The following is a 24,970-nucleotide window of genomic DNA, read 5'->3' on the forward strand; positions in this document are numbered from 1 at the left end:
GGATAAAAACAGATTTTACCATTAAGTAATAAAGAAAAATTAAGTTTAATCCTTAATGAAACTTAATGCCTTAATGGTTAAACTTTTTGGACACTGATTGTAAACCCTTGCGCTCTTTGCAGTTAATCTTAAAAAACAAAATATTAAAATAAAATACAATGGAAATAATAGGAACACCTAAAATGAAAGTAGAAGTTTGGAGCGACATCATGTGTCCGTTTTGCTACATTGGAAAACGAAATTATGAAACGGCTCTTAGCAAATTTACAGATAATAAAGACATCGAAATTGTTTGGAAAAGTTTTCAGCTTGACCCAAACATTCCAGAGCATTTTGATAAAAAAGAAAATGTTTACGAATATCTTGCTAACAGAAAAGGAATTAGCTACGAGGATTCAGTAAGAATGCACCAAGGAGTTGTGCAAACTGCAAAAAACGCAGGATTAGAATATAACTTTGATAATGCTGTTGTTGCAAACTCTTTCAACGCACACCGAATGATTCAACTAGCAAAAACAAAGGGACTTGGTGATCAAGCCGAAGAACGTTTGTTTTATGCTTATTTCACAGAAGGAAAAAACTTTGGAGATCCAAAAGTTTTAGAAGAATTAGGAAAAGATATTGGTTTAACTACCGAAGATGTAAAACTATCTTTAACAGATAATCAATATGCCAATAAAGTAAAAGGTGATGTTCAGGAAGCACAAGAACTTGGAATAAATGGAGTTCCATTTTTTATCTTTAATCGCAAATATGCTATTAATGGCGCACAAGCTCCTGAAACATTTTTACAAACATTAGAAAAATCATTCACAGAATGGAGAAAAGATAATCCTGCAACAAAGTTGGATATAATCGATGGCCAGTCTTGTACTCCCGATGGAAATTGTATGTAAAACCAATTTAGCTAAAAATCATATAAATAAGTCTTCAGTTTTAAATCAAAGCTGGAGACTTATTATTTTATAGATAAGTCAATGCATTTGAATCTAATTCATTAAATTTATTCTTCTAAAGTAAAACTTCAACTTTTATCTTTTCATTTAAATAAAATTCTAAATATGAATAATAGTGATAAAATAAGAAAAGTTGCCATTGTAGGATACAACAGAATTCCTTTTGCAAGAGCAAATACTGCTTACGCAAAAGTAGGAAATCAAGATATGATGATTGCTGCTCTTAACGGATTAATAGAGAAACACAAGCTACAAGGAAAACTACTTGGTGAAGTTGCTGGTGGAGCAGTTATCAAACATACATATGACAGTAATCTTATAAGAGAATGTGTAATGAAAACGGCTCTTGATCCTGCTACTCCCGCTTGCGATTTGCAACAAGCATGCGATACAGGAATAGAAAGTGCCATTTATATAGCCAATAAAATAGCACTCGGACAAATTGAATCTGGAATAGCTGGTGGAGTTGACTCTATAAGTGATATACCTATGGCAGTAAGTGAGAATCTGAGAAAAATATTGCTTGATGCGCGAAAAGAGAAATCATTGGGAGGCAAAATAAAACAGTTTTTTAAACTTCGTCCAAAAGATTTTACTCCTTTAGTTCCTAGAAACGAAGAATCTCAAACGGGACTTTCTATGGGCGGACATACTGAAATTACAGCCAAATACTATAAAATTTCAAGAGAAGACCAAGACAATCTAGCGCTAAAAAGTCATTTGAATATGGCAAAGGCTTATGACGAAGGTTTTTTTGATGATATGATTACTCCTTTTCAAGGACTTGATAAAGACAATAACTTAAGAAGAGATAGTACTATAGAAAAACTAGCGAAGCTTCCTCCTGCATTTGATAAAGTAAATGGAACACTTACGGCTGGTAACTCTACTCCTCTTACCGATGGTGCGTCTTGCATACTTTTGGCAAGTGAAGAATGGGCGAAAGAACAAGGACTTCCTATCCTCGCCTATATTACTTTTGCTGAAGTTGCCGCCATCGAATATGTAAAAAACCAACAGAATCTTTTATTAGCTCCTTTATTTGCTGCAAGCAGAATGCTCGATAAAGCGGGACTAACGCTACAAGATTTTGATTATTATGAAATTCACGAAGCATTTGCAGCACAAGTTTTAGCATCATTAAAAATTTGGGAAAGCCCTGAACTCAGCAAAGAAATAGGATTAAAGAAATCTCTTGGTGCAATCGACAGAAATAAACTTAATGTAAAAGGAAGTAGTCTTGCTGCAGCACATCCTTTTGCCGCTACTGGCGGAAGAATAATTGGTGTAATGGCAAAACTACTTAACGAGAAAGGTTCAGGAAGGGGCTTTATATCTATTTGTGCAGCTGGCGGACAAGGAATAACAATGATTATTGAAAAATAAAACAAATAAAAATACTCAACAAATTGCTCAAATATTCTTAAGACTGGCTTTAGGAATTGGTTTTATATTACCTGTAATGGATCGTTTAGGAATGCTTGGCGCTCCGGGAGAACCAAATGTTGGTTGGGGAAATTGGGCTAATTTTGTAGATTATACCAACTCCTTAATGCCTTATCTCAATCATGATATTGCCAACGTAATGGGAATCATTGCAACGCTGGCAGAGGTTTTATTTGGTGTGCTACTAATTATTGGTTTTAAGACCAAATTATCTGCTTATGGTAGCTTTGCATTAACGTTATCTTTTGCTTTAAGCATGCTTATTTTTGCTGGATATAGAGCGCCATTTAATTATTCGGTATTTACAGCAAGTGCAGCTTCTTTGCTTTTAGCTTCAATTCCTGTTTATAATTGGAGCATTGACAAATTACTATCTAAAATGAAATTAATCGTTTTATAAGTTAACTGCACTTTGTCATTGGAATCTCTTTTTGTTTGTTTTTAAAAAGATGATGTGAATTAAAAACAAGCACCGAGATAAAAATGATTCCGTATGATAAAATTTGCAACGGTCCGCTTTGTTCGTGATAAACAAAAGTTGCCAAACCAAAAGCAATCATAGGATTAATATTTAGCAACATTCCCACTGTAGATGAGTTAAGACCTGTAAGTGCAAATAAGTTTAGCAATAATGGAAAAATAGTGAAGCCCAAAGCAATTATTTCGATACATAGATAAAAGTTAAACTCCGTTGGAATTGGTCCGCTGTATGCAGGGAAAAATGGCAATAAAAACAATGCCGATAAAGTGATATGAAAAGTAAGTACGATAAATTTATCAAATCCAATATTTACACGTTGGCTAACTAAATAACTCGCATAAGTCAAACCTATTACGATACTAAAAACCATATCCATGATATTAGCATACGATAAAAGCAAACAGCCTGTAACGCTTAATCCTACTGATATCCATTGCGTTTTAGAAAGTTTTTCATGCAAAATAAAATAAGCTAACAATGTAGTTAAGATTGGGCAAACTAAGTAAGCAAGTGATGTTGCCTTAACGCTCACATGATTCATTACATAAATAAATGTAAACCAGTTGGCTGTTAAAAATATACTTCCACCAATATTTAATAAAATCGTTTTACGCTTTTTTGAGAGTGGTAATGCTTTAAAAGTTTCGATTGCATCTTTTACCCTTTTTCGTTTAAAAACAAAAGTTATCAGCAACAATAATATACTACAACTAAAAACGCGGTAGAACAAAATGTCTAAAGAAGCATAAGAATGTATTGGTTTTAATACCAGACTAAAAAAACCCCAGATTGTATATGCCGTAATGGCTGCCAAGTAATATTTTGTGCTTTTCATGGGAACTTTTATTTACATTTTGTAATACAGCAAATTTCTAGAAAATAAAATAGCAATACAGATACAGTTTTATTAAATTGCAGCGCAACAGTTATCATTTTTAAAATGAAAAATACCAACTATTTATATTTACAATTTGCCGATCGTATTGAGAAACAGATAAAAGCAGGTCTTTTTAATGTTGGCGATAAACTTCCGTCAATACGAGAAGTCTGTGCCGAAACTGGATACAGTATGAGTACAGTAAGCAAGGCATATTACGAAATGGAAAGTCGTTCTCTTATTGAATCCAGACCACAATCTGGCTATTATGTAAGCAACATTTCGGCAAGAGCAATTGCTGAACCTACACCAAGTAGCCCGATAATAAGTTGTGCCAATATCGAACGGGAAGATTTAATAGACCTTGTTTATGGCAGTATGATGGATAAAAATGTAACTATGCTTTCTTTAGGATTTCCATCTAATGAACTTCTTCCTATTACTAAATTAAATAAAGGAATGATTCAAGCCATGCGACAATCACCTAATAGTGGTACTTGCTATGATGAATTACAAGGAAATCTTAATCTAAGGAAAGAAATTGCCAGATGGTCATTTACCTGGGGAGGCACATTAACCGAAGATGATGTAATTACAACATCTGGTTGCATAGGAGCTATATCGCATTGTTTAATGACATTGACTAAACCTGGTGATACTATTATTACAGAAAGTCCTGTTTATTTTGGAATCTTACAACTGGCAAAATCATTGGGTTTATATATAATGGAATTGCCTACTAACATGACAACAGGAATAGAACTTGACGCTCTGAAAAAAGCACTTATAACCAAAAAAATTACCCTTTGTTTATTAATGAGCAACTTTAGCAATCCATCAGGAAGCATGATGCCTGTGGAGCATAAAAAAGAAGTGGTTCGATTAATGGAGCACTATAATGTACCGCTTATTGAGGATGATATTTATGGTGATATGTATTTTGGAACTAGCAGACCAACCAATTGTAAAACTTATGACGAAAGCGGAATCGTACTTTGTTGCAACTCTGTATCTAAATCTCTTGCTCCTGGTTATCGTGTAGGATGGGTTTCGCCTGGAAAGTTTAAAAAAGAAATATTACGTACCAAGCTTTATCATACCGTATCTGCTACCACTATTACACACGAAGTAGTTGCTGATTTCCTCAAAAATGGAAGGTATGAAAATCATCTTCGAAAAATACGCCAAATTTTACATCACAATAGTATCAATTATATCAATACCATTCTGGAATCTTTCCCTGCAGGAACCAAAGTTAGTCAGCCACAAGGAGGATTTTTTCTTTGGTTAGAATTAGATAAAAAAATCGATACTGCCGTGTTTTATCAAATAGCCATGAAACATAATATTAGCATTGCACCGGGAAGAATTTTTACTTTTCAGGATCAATTTTGTAACTGCATGCGATTAAGTTTTGGGTTACCATGGAGTAATGAACTACGACAATCTATACAAACATTGGGTATGTTGGTTAGTAAAATGTAGATTAAAATATTAACCGTAAAGTTTGCAAACTGTGGGAGAAGATTTAACCATTAAGACATTAAGTATCATTAAGAATTGAACTTAATTTTTCTTTATTTCTTAATGGTGAAAACTGTGGTAAGAATTAACAGTAAAAAGAAATTCCTCAATATTGTCTTTTCGAGGAACGAGAAATCTTCGCAAGAAACTAACTCTCAGTTTTTTCTTAAATTGTCGAGCTACTCGTGGAGATTTCTCGTTCCTCGAAAAGACAAGTTTGGGGTTGTTTTGTGTAAAACTAAAGTTCTTACGACCTTGGTTTACAATCTAAAATCCTAACAGTCAAAACATTAATTATCCTTAAAAATTAAACTTAACTTTTCTTTATCTCTTAATGGTGAAAAAAACTGTAGCAAAAATTTAACTGCAAAGATTTTAAAAATCCGTTTTTATCCGCGTCTTTGCTTTAGCAAATCAGTATCATCCGTGTTCCTTTGTAGGCAATACTTGCTAGTAAACAGCACCTAAAATAATATTTCTAAAACTTTTATTAAAAAAATTAATCCTCCACATACCGATTGGTATTTATTTATTATTTTTGTTCCGTAATTTATTCGAAAATCAATCAGCCCCATGAATACTTCGGAATTTATACTAGATAAAGTTGCTCCTATTTTTAACAAACAGGGATATATTGGTACAAGTTTATCAGATATTACTAATGCAACTGGACTGACAAAAGGAGCAATTTATTGTAATTTTGCAAATAAAGAAGATTTGGCTCTAAAGGCATTCCAACTTAATGTAAGTGTAGCTATAATACCATTATTTAAACTAATTGCTACCACAGAAGGCAGTATTAATAAATTGTACACAATAACCAATTATCATCGTAGTTATTATGATCTGGTAAAAGACAGAGGTGGCTGCCCTATGCTAAGAGTTGGAATTGATACAAAATTTGTTAATCCGTTATTATTTAAAGCAGCCGAAAAACTATCTCAAAAGTTTATTTATGGATTAACTGATATTCTAAACGAAGGAATTGAGTTGAATGAAATTACCCCAAATATTGATGTAAAAAAATATGCTCAGATAATTTTATCTCTAATCGAGGGAAGTTCGCTTTTATCGTTTACCCATAATGACGAAACCTACATAAACAATGCAATGGATTGTATTGATAACATAATAATAGAAACTATTAAAAAGTAAAAAAAATTAACTCCCTATATACCAATTGGTATGTAGTGTAATTTAAAAGAAAATGGAAAAAGTATTAAAGACAAAAAGAAAAATCAGATTTCAGGATTGTGACCCATTCAATCATTTAAACAACTCAAAATATCTAGAATATTTTATTAATGCCCGCGAAGACCAAATCGCTGAGCATTATGGATTAGATATCTTTAAACTCATGAAAACATCAGCTTTAAGTTGGGTGGTTGCATCTAACCAAATAAGCTACATGAGACCAGCATTTACAATGGAAACTGTTGTTATAGATTCGCAATTAATTCAATATACTGATAACGTATTATTGGTAGAAATGAAAATGTGGAACGAAGATGAAACGGAACTAAAAGCTGTTCTTTGGATTAAATTTATTCATTACAGTTTTCAAACAAAAAAAGTAGCAAATCATGCTGATGATTTAATGCGTTTATTCCAAGCAGTTGTAGTTCCTGTAGAACAAACTGTTTTTGAAAATCGCTATATGGAAATAATAAAAAAGCTGAAAGAACATGCCTAAATTAGAAACTGTAGAGCAATTTATCTCGATGGTAGAAGCCAACGAGCATGATAAAGCGATCGAAAGATTTTATACCGAAGATGCATCTATGCAAGAAAACCAAGCGGAACCTCGTGTTGGTAGAGATTTTCTTGTTGCCAATGAGAAAAATGTACTTTTGAGAGTAAAATCATTAGTTTCTAAATGTATTCGTCCTGTTTTTATCAATGGTGATTTTGTAGTCATTCAATGGTATTTCAAATTTGAATGGAAAGATGGAACTTCTACGGAAATCGAAGAAATGACGCGTCAAAACTGGGAAGGAGAACTCATAAAGAAGGAACAGTTTTTTTATGATCCAAAACAATTCATCCCTGTTTAACAGTTTTACTAAACATAAATTTTGATACGATTTATTTAAACCATTAAAAGATTAAGAAAAGTTAAGTTCTTAATCTCTTAATGGTTTGTTTTTTTCTTACCGTTCATCACAAACTTATCATTTCAAAATAGCATCAGATTATGCGCCCTTCGACTCCGTTCAGGGTGACAAAATTGTGTTAGTTTCTTACGGAGACCCTTCGTGCCTCAGGGTGACAAGATTGTCGAGTTCCTTGCGTTGACCCTTCGACTCCGCTTTGGGTGACAAAATTGTGTTTAATTTGTTTGTAATTATACACAACTTTATAAATTAATAATTAACAACTGATAATTATTAATTACCTTAAGATTGGTGCAGCAAGACAACTTTCGGGAATATCAAATGCATTTACCAAAGCAACAGCATCAGGTCTTATATCCCAACAAAGCTGGTTAACCATTTTACGGATTGCTTTCGTTTTTACCGCTTCCATATATCCATCTTCAAGATACCAACCTTTATTTTTTTCGATTTGAGCGAGTGCATACAAATGGCATAATTTAGATAGAATCTCTTTAACGTTTGTATCTTTAACTGTTTCAATAGCAATTTGAAACTGCTCCAAAACGATTCGTTCCAAGTATGCCTGAGCGACATCTATCATTTGATGTTGCACCACATTAAACGCATCATAAGGTTCGAGTCCGCTGTCGATAAGTTTTTTTATTCGCTTTGCAGCAGATGCTAAAGTCGTTTTTTCTCTATGCTGAAAAGCGAATAAATGAAATTCATTGTCAAGCAAATGAGCATCTTCTGTTTTTCTGGTGGCAATTGGATTTTTTTCAGAAATAGCCGTTTTTGCATTTTCAAAAACATAATTTACGATTCCCAGTGCTCCCATTTCGCCAAATGATTTTCTGAATTCAGATAAGCGATTTTTTGCAACCAATTGCATTAAAACTGTATTATCACCTTCAAAAGTGGTGTAAATTTCAGTATCATTTTTTAAGGCATCAATTCTATTTTCAGATAAATATCCTTTCCCTCCACAAGCTTCACGACATTCTTGCAAAATATCTCTTGTGCTCCAAGTTGAGTATGATTTCATTCCTGCTGCAAGTGCTTCAATTTCCTGCATTTCGGAATCTTTCTTATTCAGGAATCGATTCGTAAGGTATTGCAAAGCAAAATGTACTGCATAGGTTTTTGCTAGTTGCGGAATCAAACGGCGTTGATGCATACGATAATTTAAAATCGGAACTTCCGAACCTCCTTCTGGTCCAAATTGTCGGCGTTGATCACTATATCTAATTGTTATTGCCAGTCCAGATTTGGCTGCAGCCAATGCCGAACGCGGAATTCCGATACGTCCACCAACTAATGTTCCTAGCATGGTAAAAAAACGACGATTATCACTCGGAATCGGACTTTCGAATTCTCCCTTTTCATTTACCGAAGCAAATCTATCCAGCATATTCTCTTTTGGGATAATCACATTATCAAAACTTATTGTTCCATTATCCACCCCATTCAATCCCATTTTATGTCCGCAATCTCCAATTGTAACACCTTTTATATTTGTACCGTTTGTGTCTCTTAAAGGCACTACAAATGCGTTTACACCATAATCAACATCATTTATAATTAGTTTTGCAAATACAGTTGCCATTTGTCCGTGTACAGCTGCATTACCAATATATTCTTTTTGTGCGTTTTTGTTCGGCGTATGAATTGTAAATGTTTGATCGTCGTGATTGTAAGTAGCTGTAGTTTCAAGCCCTTTTACATTCGAACCATGATGTGTTTCGGTCATGGCAAAACAACCAGGTAATCTGAGTGAACCTATATCTTTTAAATATTTACTGTAATGTTTTTCTGTTCCTAACGATTGTACACTCATTCCCCAAAGTCCAAATTGTACACCAAATTTTATTACCAAGCTTAAATCGTGATAACTCAGGGTTTCCATAATAGCAAAATAATCAGCTATATTTTCTCCTCCGCCATATTGCTTTGGATACGCCATATTACCAAAATTTTCTTTGGCAAGGATTTTACACCAATCATATACTTTTGCACGATACACATTAATATCTGTAGAAGTTTCATAAGCAAATTCAGGTTTACTAATAACCGATTTTACTCTTTTTATAATTGTTGCTTGTTCTCCATCCAGAATCTCTGTTAGTTTGGTTGAGTCAAAACTGCTTTCTGTTTTATAATTTGAAGTCAGAGAAGTTGCTGTTTTTTTGAAAGTACCAATGGCTTCCTGTCCAAAAACTCCAAGATCATTTTCTAATTTTGTAAAAACAGGTTCTAGCTCTTTAAGATTTTTATCATCTCCCGAAAGGGCAACAACAATATCGTATATGGATTTAACGGACTGTTTATCCTGAATACTTTTCTCTATTTCTAGTTTCCAACTAGTAAGTTGTTCTCTTGATGGTGGTACCGAAATATCTATTTTAGAAAGTAATTCTTCTCGCTCTTCTTTGGTAAGCCAGTTTTGTGAGCGAATAAATTCTTGCAACGTAACGAACTCTTTTTGGGTTAAAAGATCATCCGACCAAACAAGGTGAAAAAGAGGTATAAAGGATTTGAGTCTTGAGTTTTCCATAGCAATCTTAATTTTTAACTTTTGTTAAATTAAAGAATTTTGTTAACTAAAGTGCGTTAAGGATGTCATAATTAATTTTATTTAGTGATTTATATGAAATGTTAAAGAAATAATTCTGTGTGAGAAATAGTTTATTTTGTATCTTCGTTAATCAGGTGATGCTCAGTACTATTTTAAACTTCAACAAAGATTTTATGAAAAAAAGTATTCTATTACTTATTACATTCTTTTTCGTATCTACCTCTTATTCTCAAGTTTTAATTTCTATGGTGTTTGGAGACAAACTAAACTCTCCTTTTCTTGAGTTTGGTCTGGAAGGTGGTGTTAATTTATCAACCATTTCTAATCAGGAAACGACTGGTTCGAACATCGGGTTTAACCTTGGTTTTTATTTTGATATTCATTTGAAAAAAAGTCTAAACTGGATGGTAAATACTGGAGTTATTGTAAAATCTCCAATGGGAGCTCATGGTATACCAGTGTATTCTTTAGAAAACGAAACCTTAGATAATACTTTTGAAGGTGGATATGTAGATAGAGAAATTCGTTATTTTAATGTGCCGATTTTAATTAAATATAAATTTGACAACAATATTTATGTCAAAGCTGGCCCTCAATTTGGACTATTAAGTAAAGCTTTTGATAGATTTAGAAACAAAATTGACGGTGATAACGTAATCTACAAAAACGATATTAAAGATCAGGTACGTGTCATAGATGCTGGTGTCGCCCTTGGTTTAGGATATCGTATAACTGCAGGAAATGGTATAAATGTTGGAATGCAATATTATTATGGTTTGGTTCCTGTAATGAAAGGAGATGGACCTAACCAATACAATCGTTCTCTTTATTTAACGGCTGCATTCCCAATAGGAAAAGGTAAAGCTGCCAAAAGAGCCGCTGAGAAAAAAGCACTCGAAGAAAAAAATGGCATTCAATCTAAATGATTTTGGTGAAATACAAAATGTAATTAATTGTGTAAATTAAATTGTTCTTTATATTTTATAATATGAATAAAATCAAACACTAATTGCACCAATTATCACGAACTGATTCGTGAAAATTGGCGCAATTTGCGGCGAAAAACAATTTGATATTAGCTTTAGAATTTATCCATTTACTTTAGCATTCATCATTTTGCTAACAATATTAATCACTGCTTTTCTAGGTAACAATCTTGGCAAAAATGATTGTAAATAGTTTGTAGTACCAACTATTTTAAAGCTTTTGTTTTTTAATAATGCCGAGATTCCTTGTTTGGCAACTGTTTCTGGAGTATCTGCAGCCATTCCTTTAGTATTTGCTTTTGCGACTGATTGAAATCCTGTAGTAGTATTCCCTGGGCAAAGTGCTGTAATCGTTACTCCTCTTTTAGAATATTCGCCATATAATGCCTCTGAGAAATCCAATACAAATGATTTACTTGCACAATATGTTGCAACATAAGGACATGGTTGTAATGCTCCAGTCGAAGCTACATTTATGATTCCGCAATCCCCTTTTTTCAGCATATCTGGTAATACGAGATGACATAATTTTACAAGAGCATTAATATTAATTTCAATCATTTCGTCATAATCTTCCATACTTTCGTCAAGAAAATTTACCCATTTACCAAATCCTGCATTATTTACCAATAAATCTACCGACAATCGAGCTTGTTTTATTTGATTATACAATTTCTGCGGAGTGTCTTTTTGCAAAAGATCACCAGTAAATACAGTCACTTGCACGTTATGTTCTTTTGAAATTTTATGAGCTAGAATTTGTAGTTTATCTTCTGATCTGGCTGTTATGATAAGATTTGCTCCTTGCTTTGCTAATTCATAAGCAAATGCTTCGCCAATACCAGATGAAGCTCCGGTAATAAGTGCGGTTTTGTTTTTTAGTGTTTTCATTTCTTTAATTATTATCTGATACAAAATTCAGTAATAACCAAAGCAATCTACTTAACGTATGTTAGGAAATTATCTGTTTCCTAATTCGGCTTAAACTCTCTGGTTTAATTCCTATAAACGACGCTATATATTGTAGTGGAACATTTTGGATCATAGCTGGATTATCTTTTACTATTTTTAGATAACGCTGTTCTGCTGATAAAGCAACAATGTCATTGGTTCTTTGTTCATTATAAATTAAAGATTTTTCGTAAATGATTCTAGCAAAATCTGCCCACTTTTGGCTTTTATTGCATAATACATCAAAATCCTTTTTTGTAATTCGTAATACTTCGCACGCAGTTATACATTCGATATTATCTACAGCAGGAATTCCAGTTACAAAACTATTAAAAGAAGTAATAAATCCCGAAGGACAATTAATATGTGTTGTAATTTGATTGCCATTCTGGTTATAAAAAACTCTAATAAAACCCGAGTTGATAAAATATAAATACCGAGCTACCTTACTCTCATTTTCTAAAATTTCTCCTTTACTACAACTTACTGGCTCAAAGAAATTTTCGACCAATATAACATCTGAATTATCGATAGCAATAATCTCTGCTACAAGCTCAAGTAGTTTTGTGTACATGAATTACATTGGTTTTATAAGTTCCTGCAAAGCTACAAACTCTTTCTGAGTTAAAAGATTATTAAAGGTGCAAAGGTTTTTTTAAGGTGCAAAGGGACAAAGGTTACTTTTACTCTAAAAAAATAGAATATATTAGTATCTCTAAATAATTAAACCCTAAAATTATGAAAACAGATTTTTATACTAAATTCATATTAACTGTAATTGCAGTATGTCTGACTATTTTAACGTTACAAAATGTAGACATTATTCCGAAAGCATATGCTGTTGAGAAAAACGATAATCTTAATGTACTAGCTACAAAAAATTATGGATTAGTTCCTGTAAATGCAAATGGGACTATTGATGTAAATATTAAATCCTGCGCTCCAAGTTTAAACGTTAATGTAAACAATAAGGTCGATGTAAATATTGATAAAGTTGGCGGTGGTTATGTTTCTAGTGGCGGTCCGATTCCTGTGAAGATAAAATAGGTTTTTTCTAAGGTGCAGAGGTGCAAAGGTTCTGAGGCACTAAGGTTTCTCTCTTAAGGTACAAAGTTGCAGAGGTTCTGAGGTACTAAGGTTTCGAACACTTATGGCGGGACGCTCGCACTAGCACAGAGAGATAGCAATTGCAAATAACATGTTATAAACATTGCCAACGGTTTCAAGCGTTGGAGCGCAATATATTATCTCAATCTATATCACACGGTTGAAACCATGGGCTATAAGTTTCTGAGCAATTCTAAATTATCAATTGTCAACTATCAATTATCATTTGTTAGTTATCAATTAAAAAGTTTCTCCTGCATTAAGATAGAATCCTTTTGAGCTTCGTCCCCAAGCATAATCAACAATAAGGTTTGTGCGGGTTGCTTTATCTATTAAAATACGTAAACCAACTCCTATTGCTGGCTGTACGTATTGAAAAAGTTTTTCGTTGGTATCTGAATTACTCGCTGTTGTAAAATTTGTAAACACAGTACCACTAAACATTTGATTGCAAGTTATAGGAAATCTAAACTCTGTAGATAAATATACTAAGTTGGATCCTCTAAATAATCCTTGTGTATACCCTTCTCCGCTCCTACTACGCTGATCCCATCCTATTGCGGGTAAATTAAGGTAAGGAACTTTTCCGCTTGTTACAAACTGCCCATATGCCCAAAATGCTAAGATATAACGTTCGTTTGTTTTACTTAGCGGAATAAATTGTCTGTATTCCGTATATAATACATTACTATTTCGCTGATTATTGAATAGATCCGGATTTATTCGATAATTAAAATTCGCAAATATTCCATGCGTTGCATTTACCTGATTGTCTCTGGAATCATACACGAGATTTAGACTAAAACCATTTACAAAATATTCTAAATCGTTAAATCCATTTTCCTGACTATAATTGTAATGATAGGTATATTGCCCGTTGGCAACATCCAGGTTGTAATCTTTTATCGAAGCGTACCAATCAATATCGATTCCTGCTCCTACATAAAAATTCTTTTTTACTTCCCATGACATCGCCTGATGGAATTTAAAATAATTATAATCCATAGGCTGAGCCAACGCATCAATATCAAAATCTGCATCTTGATTATTACCCGGAATAATTGAGGTTCCTAATCCGTAATTTGGCTGAGAAAAAACATACAATCTATAATCTCCGTTTAGGTATATTTTATTGCCTTTTAATAAAACACTATTCTTTGCATTAATAAGTAATTGCTTTTTTGTAGTGTACGTTACTCCCAAATTTATAATCGAATACTTATCCTCAATTTCTTTTCCTTTAAATGTATATTGGGCAACTCCCCCAAACATAAATCCTGTAGCTGGTTGCGAACCAATTACAGGAATAACGAGAAAAAAACTGTTTTTAGCAGGTTTTTGATCCTTCAGTGTATCTTTCTTTTTGAATAGGTCAAAGAATGTTTTAGGTTCGCAAGTTGCTTTTTCGTTTTGTGCAATCGTACTATTTTGCATGAATATAACCAACAATATTATTGTCGCTTTAGTGAAGTATTTTTTCTTTCTAAAGAGTATATTCATCTACAAATATCATTTTGTTCCTAAAACTAATTATTCGACTGTTGCTACTACATCTGTTGCTGGTACAATTGGAACTATTTTTTTAATTGCTGGTATTTCCCATTTGCCTTTTAGCATTTGTTCATTTGGAGAATATACTCGCAATACGATATTAAAATCTCCTGATGATACTGGCAACCAATTACTTTCTCTAATTTTCCCAGGATATGATCTCTGAAAATAGATATCTATTGAACCATCTGCGTTTCTAATTAACTTATCACGATTACCTATCGTAAAACGATTCATAGGATTGCCTGCCGCGAATAATCCTTTAGAGTCATAGGCTGTTAATGACCAGAAAGCATTTGCCAATGGAACCTGTTCTTTATTAAAGTGAATTGTATATTTATTAGCACCATTAAGTTTTTCGCCATCTTCGTCATTTATACAAAATGAGTAAATTAAATCTTGCGGAAGATTAATCTCTAATCCTGAGTATGCAACCTCAGCTCTGCGTTTATAATCGGTTCCAAAAACTCCTATTTTTGTATCTATTGGACTCCATCCATTTTCGAGCTTTGGTGGCGATTTAATGTCTTTATCTAACTCCCCTAATATTTTCTCAGGAAGTCCTCTTAAAGCAGCTTGTACGGAACTATTAAAGGAACTTAAATTGAATTTTGTCCCTGGTTTAATTCCTATCGTTGCAAGCAATTTTATTGTTTCGGCATCTGCCTCTTTTGGCGGATTATTTGCCATTAACTGGTTTACATAATTAAAAAACTCTCCGATAGGTATTTTCGAAACAATTTCTGTTGGCGTACCTTTTGGTACCGATGAATCGATTTTTCCTATTGGTGCAATATAATCTGCTCCCCAACTGCTTAAAGGTATAAGTTTGTATAAGCGTTGTAGTTTGTAAACCTTTAGTCCATCGACATAACTATTCATCTGGATTCTGCTAATAATACGAACTATATTGGTTGGTGATTTAATCTCTTCCATTCCTATAGGAACAGGCTCATTAGATTTTGGTCCTGTTATTAAAAAATTTGCCGCAGTTGTTCCTGTTGTTCTTTTGCCCACAGAAGAGAATACATTTGTATAAGCATCCTCCATAGAAAGTTGGTAATATCTACCATATGTATCTGGAACAGAAAGTACCACAGGTCCTTTGCCCAAATCTAGCCAAGCCGATGAATAATAGGTGTCGGCATTAGGATATAAACCATTTTTAAGGGTTGCATCAGGAAACGCCGATTTATGACTAAACTGGTTCATGGGTGCTACTACATTATTTGGCACCTCAGTATTAGTTAATTGTCTTCGGGTAATATCCATTATTACTAATGGTAAACCGTATAAATAGGCTGCTTCAGCTGCTTGCATAATGGTATTATCATCGGCAACAGCAACTGTTTCTTTTGCCTTATCCTCTTTTTTTTCCTCTTTTTTGCATGCTATAAATAAGCAAATTATAAAAAGTGTAATAGTAAAGTTTTTCATAAGTTTTGGAATTTAATACAAAGCAAAATTATATACTTTGTAATTAATAAATATTCTCGAAACATCAATTATTAAAAAAATTATGTGACCAACTTAATTAAATTAAAAAATTTCTTACAAGTTACGTTTTATAATTAAACTCTCAAACCTTAAAATTAATTTTACTTTTTAACCTATCCTATTTAAACCTGCGAATTCTGTTGCATTTTACAATATGCAACAGACTTACTTCATTTTAGGCACAAAAAAATCCCGATTACAAAAAGTAATCGGGATCATGCAAACTAACTAACCAACCATTGAAGCCCTAATTATTAAGCTCCAAAAGCATCTTTAGTGAACTATTTTAATTTAAATTTCACTTTCGTTTTAATGTCTGTAGAAGAAGCTCCAATTAATGCCTCAAAATCACCAGGTTCTGCAACCCAGTCATGCTTAACAGGGTCGAAAAAGCTTAAAGCAGCTTTATCTACTGTAATTGAAACTGTTTTTTCTTCTCCAGCTTTTAAGCTTACTTTTTCAAAACCTTTTAATTCTTTGATAGGACGTGGTAAAGAAGATTTTAAATCACTTATGTATAACTGAACTGTTTCTGAACCGTCTTTGGTTCCTGTATTTTTCACTTTTACAGTAAATGTAATTTTATCTGCAGCCGTTATTTCTTTCGCGCTAGCGGTAACATTTCCGTATTGAAAAGTAGTGTAGCTTAATCCGTGTCCGAAGCTGAACAATGGTTTAACTTTTTGCTTATCTGCCCAACGGTATCCTACAAATATACTTTCGTTATAAGTCACCTCTGGACCTCCAGGAAATTCTCCTAAAGCGTGTGCTCCATTATCTTCTAATTTTACTGGGAAAGTAAATGGTAATTTTCCTGATGGATTAGTATCTCCAACTAAAACTGATGCCAAAGCATTACCAGTTTCAGATCCTAAAAACCATCCTTGTACAATTCCTGGTACTTCGTTTACCCACGGCATTGCTACTGCATTTCCAGAAATATTTACAAATACAAGGTTTTTATTTGCTTTAAGCAATTCAGTTACAATTTTATCCTGATTGTACGGAAGGTCTAATGACAAACGATCTACACCTTCAGCATCTTGATGATTACTTTTGTTTAATCCACCAATAAACAATACAATGTCGGCCTTTTTAGCAACATCTATAGCTTCTGCTAATAATTGTTCTGCCGAACGTTTTTCTGATAAATCTTGCCCAGATGCAACTCCATTATAACTACTTTCTGCATCACCTACATATCCACGAGCATAGGTAATTTCAGCGTGAGATCCGATTCTTTTCTTTAAACCATCAAGTGGAGAGATTTCATATTTTGCTTTCAAAGATGAACTACCACCTCCTACTGTCATCATCTTGATTGCATTTTCTCCAATAACTGCAATTTTCTTAGTTTTGTTAAGATTAATTGGCAATATATTATTTTTGTTTTGCAATAAAACAATTCCTTCTTCGGCAATTTTACGACCTGCAAGACCATGCTCTTCAGTTCCAAACGAACCATAAGGTTTGTTTCTGTCCATTGTTGTAAGGAATGCCAATCGAAGTATGTTGCGTATTTTTTGATCTAATTCTTTCGTTCCTACTTTTCCTGATTTTATTAAATTCAGGTATGGTTTTGCCAAATAATAGTTATCATATGCATTGCTTGTTCCTGCAGATAAACCATTTGTCCATGTTCCGAATTCCATATCCAGACCATTTGTAATTGCTTGTTCAGTATTACTAACGCCTCCCCAATCGGCAACAACAGCTCCTTTAAAACCCCATTCTCCTCTAAGAATATCGTTTAACAAAAACTCATTGTGGCAGTTAGGTTGTCCTTTGTATTTATTGTAAGACCCCATAATTGTCCAGGCATCTCCTTCTTGAACTGCTGCTTTAAATGCTGGTAAATAGATTTCGTACAAAGCACGATCATCTACATTTACATTTACTGTATGACGATTTGTTTCCTGATTATTTAATGCAAAATGTTTTACACAAGCTGCAACTCCGTTTGCCTGAACACCTTTAATGTAAGGCACAACCATTTTTGAAGCCAAAAACGGATCTTCGCCCATGTATTCAAAATTACGCCCGTTAAGTGGTGATCTGTAAATATTTACTCCAGGCCCTAATAAAACATTTTTATTACGGTAACGAGCTTCCTCACCTATAGATTTTCCGTATAATGCAGACATTTCTTTGTTCCAGGTTGCAGCAAGAGCTGTAAGCGCAGGAAATGCAATACAAGAATCATTTGTCCATCCTGCCTGATCCCATTCATCCCATAAAACTTCTGGGCGAATACCATGAGGACCATCGGTCATCCAGAAATCAGGAATTCCTAAACGTGGTACTCCAGGCGAACTAAATTTTGATTGCGCATGAACCATTGCTATTTTTTCTTCTAATGTCATTCTTGCAAGTGCATCCTCTACACGTTCCTGAATTGGCTTTTTATCATCTAGATAAACTGGCACTTTATTTTGTGCATTCATTCCGAATGAACCCAATAAAAGCAAAACAACAACTGCTTTAATGTTTCTAAACATAACTACTTATTTATTTTAATATAAAGACTAAACTTAAATTCTAGCTAATCTTAAACTAAGATTCCTATAATTAATATTGTAAAACTAAAACGTTATAGTTTACATAAGAAGTCTTATTATAGAAAAGTAGTGAATTAAAAACATAAACAACTAACCAACAAATAGTTAATTAATTTTATAGCACAAAAAAAGTAGTAGATTTAAAATAAATTATTGCGTTTTAGCCACAATTAAGCCAATTTTCATAACCATTTCTTCAAAATCATTACGAGAAACTGCAGCCTTATTTCTCGCCCTTGTACGATAATTGTAAATGGTGCTTAATGAGTAACGAAGAAAAGCTGCGATTTTTACACTATCACTAATACCAAGACGTATTAATGCAAAAATTCGTAGTTCGGTATTTAATAGTTCGCCCTGCTTAAGTACAATTTGTTCTTCTTTTATAAGCAAAGAATTAAAGTCTTTTACAAAAGTAGGATATAGATTTAAAAAGATGGTGTCAAAGTTCTTGTACAACTCTTCGAGTTCATTATCGACCAAGGTGGTTGATTTTAAAATTTTATATAACTCATCAAACTGTTTGGCGGTAGCCTTCTTGTTTAGGGTAATACGGTAATTTTCTAGTTTATTGATGTAAGTAGAACAAAGACTAAAAAAATGCGCGATGTACTCTTCTTTAATATGATTAGATTCTGATAATTGAGCGTTTCTTTCTTGCAACTGATTATTTGTGTTACTAATATCAGCGTTTAGCTTTACCAGTTCTTCGCTTGTTTTCGAAAGTTCTTCTTTTATTCTCGAAACTCTTTTCATCTGCTTGTAAACATAAATTACAGCTACAACAAGAAAAACAGAAAGTATGCTTATAAATAAAAGGTACAACTGCAATTGGCTTTTGCTTTTGGCTTCTTTCTCTAAATAGGCAGTATTGATAATCGAATATACTTCGGACATTTGTAGCGTACGGAATTGTACATTACAAAAAATAGCATCTTCGATAGCCGATCTTGTTAATTTATAAGCCGTATCTACATCACCTAATTCATAATAAACCAATGCCAATTCCTGGATAGAAGCATTGTCTTTTATAGAGTTTTTTAAATCTGCAGTAGCAGAGATTGCGTAATATATTTTCTTTAATTCCAGATTCTCTTTCTTTTTATTGATGCTTCCCAAAAGATAAGCAATCATAGCATATTGCGGATTGTCATCATTTGTTTCTTTCAATAATTTTATCAAATCTTTCTCTGTACTATCAATTTTTCCTTCAGAAATATTCTTTTCGGCTAGATTGATCTTGTATTTCAGCGATTGCGGATTTAGTATTGCCAATAATGAATCACGATACTTTATAACCTGTTCTACATACATCGGATTATAACTATTGGTCGAATAATGCGAGAAAAACTCACGATATCCTTCATAGTAATCTGGAAGTAATTGGGGGGATAATTGCTTTTTGTTTATGCCTTTTAAAATTTCTTCGGACTCGCGGTATCTCCCCGATGAAGAATATAGATTTGCTAATTGCAATTGAGCCGTTTCTTCTAAATCTTTTTTATGAAGTTCATTGGCAATCTTCAGATTCTTTTTTACATAAAAAATAGCCGAATCTGAATCAAATTTTTGGTATTCCTTATATAAACTCTTGTTGTAATTATACTCCTGATAATCGGTTAAATCAGTCGATTTTATCTTTTTGAAATTAGCAATACGCTCTTCCTTTAACTCAACATATTTCTGCTTGTTCTTTAATGCTAAATTCAGTTTTACAAATACCGAATCGGCTCTGTTTTCAGCATAAGCAGGAAAGCATACAATAACAAGAAAAAGAAACAAAAGAGTATTTTTCAAAACCGTTTTTAGATATAAATAATTATGATAGCCAAAGATAGTAAAGTGCAATTAAAGAAATATATATTTTTGAAGGTTCTATTCTAAGGTACTAAGATTCTAAGGTTCTAAGGTTTTAAGTAACAAAGGCTCAAAGGTTGCTCAGTTTGCACATAAAACAATCGTGATAATGCTTTGCGAACTTTGCGTAATCCTTTGCGCTCTCTGCGGTTAAAATTTTGCCACAGATTAAAAAGATTTCAAGCTTTGCCTAAATTTCTCAAAACAAAACTTTGCGCTCTTTGCGTAAATCTTTGCGAACTCTGCGGTTAAATTCCTTAATGGTAAATCGTTCTAAATGAAAAAAGCACCCAATCATGGATGCTTTTATTTATCTTGTAAAAGATTCAGTTCTTATTTAAAATTAAAGCTAAATACGGCTCCTAAACCAAACTGATATGAAGCTACATAATCGGTTACAGCTACCGGGCCATAATAATATGTCCAATAATAGCTATTTCCTACCGCAGTGCTAACAGATTGCAAATAGGCATTTAGGTTTATTGATAGTAATGAACTTGTTCTTAGTTTTACACCAGCTTTAACATCCCATGCAAAATTAGTATCACTACCATTACGTGGTATTTGGACAATTGCAACTCCAAGACCTCCTCCTAAATAAGGGGAAACATTAGATGAACCGGTATCAAAATAATAAGTTCCTTCACCAAGAATAAAATTAAAAGTTGATTTATCATCACCAGCATTAATTTGATTTCCTAATATGTATATAGGTAAATCAACCTGCTGTCTTAAATATTTTAATTCGACAGAAGCGTTCTTTGTAATAAAATACTCAAAACCAGCACCATATTCAAATCCATCACCTACTTCTCCAGAGGAATTATAATACGATACTTTATCAGAAAAAGTATATCCTCCGTATAGGTTAAGAGAAAAAGAATTTGCGTCTTGGGCTTTCACTCCCATCGACACTAAAAAAACAACAAATAATAGACTGAAATGTTTCATAATTTTTGATTTTGATTATTAAAATGTAATTCCGTTTGGGGCAATAAAATAATTATAATCCTAAAATTAATCTTACTTTTTTAATCAGCCTATTTTTCTCAAATAAGTATGTTTCATTTTCTAAAATGGAACATAATTTGCCTAAAATCTCCAAAAAAACTAAAAATTTGCGTTTTAAATAGTTAGTATTTTCTATCTAAAAAAATAAAAATTTAATTCTTTAATTTATCCCAAAAAGTCTTATTAATTTATAACTTCGGTTTTTTTGACCAAAAATCAGGCGCGTCAAGTCAATATTTACGGAAGAAAAGGAAAAATATTTTTTTATATGATTTACAAGAAATCACTTAAAGCAAAGAATAGAACAAAGCCAGTTTTAATAAAAACATTATAAAATATCTAAAAACAAAAAAACAATGCACAAGATTAGTACGCTAAGATTTACATTCCTATTACTATCAGCCATGACGATAACTTTAAATGGAAATGCACAATCTAATAAAGGATTAATATCTCCATCTAATGCTACAATAAATAATAGGGCTAATAAACAAAAATTAGAAAATCAGAATCAAGAAAATGCGAAAAAATGGCTGATTAAAACTATTGAAACCAATTTTAATAAAGACACTTATGAAATGAGTGATATGACAACCAAAACCTATGCTCAATATAAAAGTGATGCCATAAATATTGAGTATGATAATGGACTTACGGAAGAGTCTTTTAAGAAAAAATGGAAAAATAAATTTGATACCAAATACGTTGGCATGAATGGTTTTCTTGTTCCAACACAAGATTATGGAAAAATAAAAGTATCTAGCTGCAAATTATTATATGTAATAAAAGACAAAGGCTTTGTTTTTGAAACCATAATTAAAGATCTTACTTTAAAAACAAGTTATAAAAGAGATATAAAAGTGATTCCATCTGGTAAATCATTTTTAATAGCCGATGTTAAGGAATATTAATAAAAAACGAAACATATTTTCTTTATTAAAAACCAAGCAAATTTATAAATTCAGATTTCATTCAAAATTGAATTAGTAAATTGCAGTATGAAAATTTTGATAATAGAAGACGAATTAGAAATAGCTGCAAGTATAAAAAGCTATTTTAAGCCCAATGGTATTCATTGTGAGACATCTGGAACATACAAAGATGCTCTTGATAAAATCAATGCTTATGATTACGATTGTGTATTATTAGACTTGATGCTTCCTGATGGAGATGGTTTTGATATCTTAAAAGAATTAAAAAAAAGAAATAAAACCGAAGGAGTAATTATTATTTCTGCCAAAGAAACACTGGATACCCGAATTGAAGGTTTTAACCTTGGTGCCGATGATTATTTGACTAAACCATTTCATTTATCTGAATTACTAGTGCGAATTCAAGCGCTTATTAGACGTAAAAACTTTAAAGGAAATAATAATGTTATCTTTAATGAAATTGTCATTGATATTCTTTCTAAAACTGTCACAGTAAACAATACCAGACTAGATATCACAAAAAAAGAAATAGACTTATTACTATTTTTAATTGGTAATGAAACCAAGGTGCTATCCAAAGGTGCTATAGCCGAACATCTTTCGGGAGATATGGCGGATATGCTCGACAATCATGATTTTGTTTACGCGCATATAAAAAACTTAAAAAAGAAACTAAACAATGCAGGAAGTGGCGATTATATAAAAACGGTCTATGGTTTAGGATATAAATGGGATAATGAATAAGAAACTTTTAAATAAAACAACGACCAGTTTTTTGATATTCTCAGTTTTTATACTGTTAATATCAGTTCCTGTTTTTTACTACATTACCGAGCGATTATATCTGGAAGAAACCGATGAAACGCTCACTTTGCATAAGGATGAATTCTTAAAAAATGAGTTATCAAAATTTGATAACAAAGACATCGCTTTATGGAATAAATACAATCGAAACGTTCAAATTATTCCATCTCATATTGCTGTTAAAGACACCATTTTTAATAAAGTTTATTTTGATGAACTAGAAAATGAAAATGAACCTTACAGAGAACTTAATGCTCCAATTATAATAAATGGACAACCATACACTTACATAGGAAGAATTAACCTGATAGAGACTGAAGATTTGGTAACAAGTATTGCTATGTTATTTCTCGTTGTAATTATCATTTTACTTTTAGGGATATTAATCATTACCAAAATTTCGTCCAGAAAACTTTGGAAACCATTTTACGATACGCTAGACCAAATTCAGGGATTTGAAATAGACAAAAATAAGACCCCTCGTTTTATGGATACTGATGTAGAAGAATTTGACCGTCTTAATAAAAGTCTTAATCGTCTTATCGAAAAAAATACTGATATTTATAACAATCAGAGAGAATTTGTCGAGAATGCTGCACATGAGTTACAAACCCCATTGGCACTTTTTCAGACAAAAATTGATACCCTTTTTCAGCTTGATATAACCCAAGAACAATCGGAGGTTTTAAGTTCTCTAAACAAAGATGTTTCCAGGCTTAATAGACTTAATAAAAATCTTTTGTTATTATCTAAAATTGAAAACGAAAATTATCTCGACAAGCAACCTATTGTTATAAATGAGTATTTAAAAAAGCATCTCGATTTCTTTACAGAACAGGCAAAGGCTAAAAACCTCAACATTGTTATCGAATATACCGAAAAACTAAAAATAGAAGGAAATCCATCGCTAACAGAAGTACTTATTAATAATTTGTTTCTTAATGCTATTAGACACAATATTAAAAATGGAAAAATTAGCATTATAATTACTGGCGATTCTATTACGTTTTTAAATACTGGTCAGGAAACACCATTGGTTGTCGATAAATTATTCAATCGTTTTTCTAAATCAAATCCTTCATCACAAGGCAACGGATTAGGAATGGCGATTATAAAGAAAATAACTGAAATAAGTCATTGGAAAATAGACTACGCATTCGAAAATAATTTGCATCGTTTTACCGTTAAATTCTAAAAATTCAAACTTCCTACAGATTCCAAGAGTAATTTTGAAGTAGATATTCATCAATCAAAAAATAAAAAAATATGAAAACCTCAATACTAACACTTTTTGCAATACTAACTTCGGCTTTTGCAATGGCACAGGCTCAGGATTTAGACCCAAAAGATGTTCCTGGAATTGTAAAATCGACTGTTTTAATAAAATTTCCAGATGCAACAAATATAAAATGGGAAAAAGAAAAGGATAATTACGAAGCCTCATTTATTTATGAAAAACAAGAACAATTTGCTTTATTAGATCCTTCTGGAAACCTCATCGAAACCGAAATAAAAATAACGAAAGATGATTTGCCTAATAGTGTTTTGCCATACGTTAAAGTTAATTACCGTCGCAAAAAAGTTAAAGAAGTCTCTAAAGTTACAGACGCAAACGGCAAAGTTTTTTATGATGTAGAAATCTATAAAAAAGATATACGATTTGACCATAAAGGAAATTTCGTAAAAGAAATCGACGAATAACCTACAACTTTCGTCTAGAGAACGTATCAGACTCTCCCTAGTCCTGATACATTTTTAACT

Annotated in this window: 22 protein-coding genes; 13 read left to right on the top strand and 9 right to left on the bottom strand. The window is 32.5% G+C overall.

Translation table 11 applies throughout. The features are described from left to right. Nucleotides 1-158: 158 nt before the first annotated feature. The 3 genes from B8T70_RS12195 to B8T70_RS12205 all read left to right on the top strand — a co-directional run bounded on the left by B8T70_RS12195 (nucleotide 159) and on the right by B8T70_RS12205 (nucleotide 2,802). Complete coding sequence (locus B8T70_RS12195; RefSeq protein WP_242667467.1) at nucleotides 159-896, top strand: DsbA family oxidoreductase; 738 nt, start codon at nucleotides 159-161, stop codon at nucleotides 894-896. 165 nt (nucleotides 897-1,061) lie between these two features. Next, nucleotides 1,062-2,342, top strand: a complete 1,281-nt coding sequence (locus tag B8T70_RS12200) for an acetyl-CoA C-acetyltransferase (protein WP_086895020.1) — start codon at nucleotides 1,062-1,064, stop codon at nucleotides 2,340-2,342. Next, nucleotides 2,332-2,802: a DoxX family protein gene (locus tag B8T70_RS12205; protein WP_242667468.1), complete on the top strand. Its 471-nt coding sequence runs from the start codon at nucleotides 2,332-2,334 to the stop codon at nucleotides 2,800-2,802. The genes B8T70_RS12200 and B8T70_RS12205 overlap by 11 nt, the downstream gene beginning before the upstream one ends. 1 nt (nucleotide 2,803) lies before the next feature. Here B8T70_RS12205 and B8T70_RS12210 read toward each other — a convergent pair whose 3' ends face one another. Further along, entirely contained in the window at nucleotides 2,804-3,718 is a 915-nt protein-coding gene (locus tag B8T70_RS12210) for an EamA family transporter (protein WP_086895021.1), read from the bottom strand. Nucleotides 3,719-3,823: 105 nt separating this feature from the next. Here B8T70_RS12210 and B8T70_RS12215 point away from each other — a divergent pair, with 105 nt between their 5' ends. The 4 genes from B8T70_RS12215 (at nucleotide 3,824) to B8T70_RS12230 (ending at nucleotide 7,338) form a co-directional block, all read left to right on the top strand. Then, nucleotides 3,824-5,245 (top strand): PLP-dependent aminotransferase family protein, encoded by a 1,422-nt coding sequence (locus B8T70_RS12215; protein ID WP_086895022.1) that lies wholly within the window; start codon nucleotides 3,824-3,826, stop codon nucleotides 5,243-5,245. A 612-nt stretch (nucleotides 5,246-5,857) separates the two neighbouring features. After that, nucleotides 5,858-6,439: a TetR/AcrR family transcriptional regulator gene (locus tag B8T70_RS12220; protein WP_086895023.1), complete on the top strand. Its 582-nt coding sequence runs from the start codon at nucleotides 5,858-5,860 to the stop codon at nucleotides 6,437-6,439. 52 nt (nucleotides 6,440-6,491) lie between these two features. After that, nucleotides 6,492-6,977 carry a thioesterase family protein gene (locus tag B8T70_RS12225; protein ID WP_039115715.1) on the top strand — a complete coding sequence of 162 codons (486 nt, stop codon included), beginning with the start codon at nucleotides 6,492-6,494 and terminating at the stop codon, nucleotides 6,975-6,977. Next, nucleotides 6,970-7,338, top strand: coding sequence for a nuclear transport factor 2 family protein (locus B8T70_RS12230; RefSeq protein WP_039119473.1), 369 nt, complete (start codon nucleotides 6,970-6,972; stop codon nucleotides 7,336-7,338). The genes B8T70_RS12225 and B8T70_RS12230 overlap by 8 nt, the downstream gene beginning before the upstream one ends. 337 nt (nucleotides 7,339-7,675) lie before the next feature. On the opposite strand, the gene B8T70_RS12235 is transcribed toward B8T70_RS12230, so the two are convergent. Beyond that, entirely contained in the window at nucleotides 7,676-9,934 is a 2,259-nt protein-coding gene (locus B8T70_RS12235) for an acyl-CoA dehydrogenase (protein ID WP_086895024.1), read from the bottom strand. 194 nt (nucleotides 9,935-10,128) lie between these two features. Here B8T70_RS12235 and B8T70_RS12240 point away from each other — a divergent pair, with 194 nt between their 5' ends. Further along, nucleotides 10,129-10,881, top strand: coding sequence for a porin family protein (locus B8T70_RS12240; RefSeq protein ID WP_039115845.1), 753 nt, complete (start codon nucleotides 10,129-10,131; stop codon nucleotides 10,879-10,881). A gap of 162 nt (nucleotides 10,882-11,043) precedes the next feature. On the opposite strand, the gene B8T70_RS12245 is transcribed toward B8T70_RS12240, so the two are convergent. Together B8T70_RS12245 and B8T70_RS12250 are read right to left on the bottom strand one after the other, a co-directional pair. Then, the gene (locus B8T70_RS12245; protein ID WP_086895025.1) at nucleotides 11,044-11,832 is read right to left on the bottom strand and encodes an SDR family oxidoreductase; all 789 of its coding nucleotides are present in this window, start codon (nucleotides 11,830-11,832) and stop codon (nucleotides 11,044-11,046) included. A gap of 61 nt (nucleotides 11,833-11,893) precedes the next feature. Then, on the bottom strand, nucleotides 11,894-12,466 hold the full coding sequence (locus B8T70_RS12250; RefSeq protein ID WP_086895026.1) for a Crp/Fnr family transcriptional regulator: 573 nt from the start codon (nucleotides 12,464-12,466) through the stop codon (nucleotides 11,894-11,896). Nucleotides 12,467-12,630: 164 nt separating this feature from the next. Between B8T70_RS12250 and B8T70_RS12255 the strand changes: the two genes are divergently transcribed. Further along, entirely contained in the window at nucleotides 12,631-12,939 is a 309-nt protein-coding gene (locus B8T70_RS12255) for a hypothetical protein (protein WP_039115724.1), read from the top strand. Between the two features lie 300 nt (nucleotides 12,940-13,239). Here B8T70_RS12255 and B8T70_RS12260 read toward each other — a convergent pair whose 3' ends face one another. From B8T70_RS12260 to B8T70_RS12280, 5 genes are all read right to left on the bottom strand, one after another. Further along, the gene (locus B8T70_RS12260; RefSeq protein WP_086895027.1) at nucleotides 13,240-14,499 is read right to left on the bottom strand and encodes a BamA/TamA family outer membrane protein; all 1,260 of its coding nucleotides are present in this window, start codon (nucleotides 14,497-14,499) and stop codon (nucleotides 13,240-13,242) included. 30 nt (nucleotides 14,500-14,529) lie between these two features. Further along, nucleotides 14,530-15,987, bottom strand: a complete 1,458-nt coding sequence (locus B8T70_RS12265) for a DUF1254 domain-containing protein (RefSeq protein WP_086895028.1) — start codon at nucleotides 15,985-15,987, stop codon at nucleotides 14,530-14,532. A 341-nt stretch (nucleotides 15,988-16,328) separates the two neighbouring features. Further along, nucleotides 16,329-18,545 (bottom strand): glycoside hydrolase family 3 C-terminal domain-containing protein, encoded by a 2,217-nt coding sequence (locus B8T70_RS12270; protein ID WP_086895029.1) that lies wholly within the window; start codon nucleotides 18,543-18,545, stop codon nucleotides 16,329-16,331. A 210-nt stretch (nucleotides 18,546-18,755) separates the two neighbouring features. Beyond that, entirely contained in the window at nucleotides 18,756-20,402 is a 1,647-nt protein-coding gene (locus B8T70_RS12275) for a DUF6377 domain-containing protein (RefSeq protein WP_086895030.1), read from the bottom strand. Nucleotides 20,403-20,795: 393 nt separating this feature from the next. After that, a complete protein-coding gene (locus B8T70_RS12280; protein WP_039115730.1) occupies nucleotides 20,796-21,413 on the bottom strand; it encodes an outer membrane beta-barrel protein in 618 nt (205 codons plus the stop codon). A gap of 416 nt (nucleotides 21,414-21,829) precedes the next feature. On the opposite strand from B8T70_RS12280, the gene B8T70_RS12285 reads away from it, so the two are divergent. From B8T70_RS12285 to B8T70_RS12300, 4 genes are all read left to right on the top strand, one after another. Continuing rightward, the gene (locus B8T70_RS12285; RefSeq protein WP_123912107.1) at nucleotides 21,830-22,384 is read left to right on the top strand and encodes a hypothetical protein; all 555 of its coding nucleotides are present in this window, start codon (nucleotides 21,830-21,832) and stop codon (nucleotides 22,382-22,384) included. Between the two features lie 87 nt (nucleotides 22,385-22,471). After that, nucleotides 22,472-23,149, top strand: a complete 678-nt coding sequence (locus B8T70_RS12290) for a response regulator transcription factor (RefSeq protein ID WP_039115732.1) — start codon at nucleotides 22,472-22,474, stop codon at nucleotides 23,147-23,149. Next, nucleotides 23,142-24,404, top strand: a complete 1,263-nt coding sequence (locus B8T70_RS12295; RefSeq protein ID WP_086895032.1) for a HAMP domain-containing sensor histidine kinase — start codon at nucleotides 23,142-23,144, stop codon at nucleotides 24,402-24,404. Before B8T70_RS12290 ends, B8T70_RS12295 begins: the two co-directional genes overlap by 8 nt. Before the next feature lie 71 nt (nucleotides 24,405-24,475). Continuing rightward, nucleotides 24,476-24,910 carry a PepSY-like domain-containing protein gene (locus B8T70_RS12300; RefSeq protein WP_052259542.1) on the top strand — a complete coding sequence of 145 codons (435 nt, stop codon included), beginning with the start codon at nucleotides 24,476-24,478 and terminating at the stop codon, nucleotides 24,908-24,910. The last annotated feature ends 60 nt before the right edge of the window (nucleotides 24,911-24,970 follow it).

The sequence above is a fragment of the Flavobacterium sp. AJR genome, from assembly GCF_002156885.1.
In the GTDB taxonomy this organism is placed as follows: Bacteria; Bacteroidota; Bacteroidia; order Flavobacteriales; family Flavobacteriaceae; genus Flavobacterium.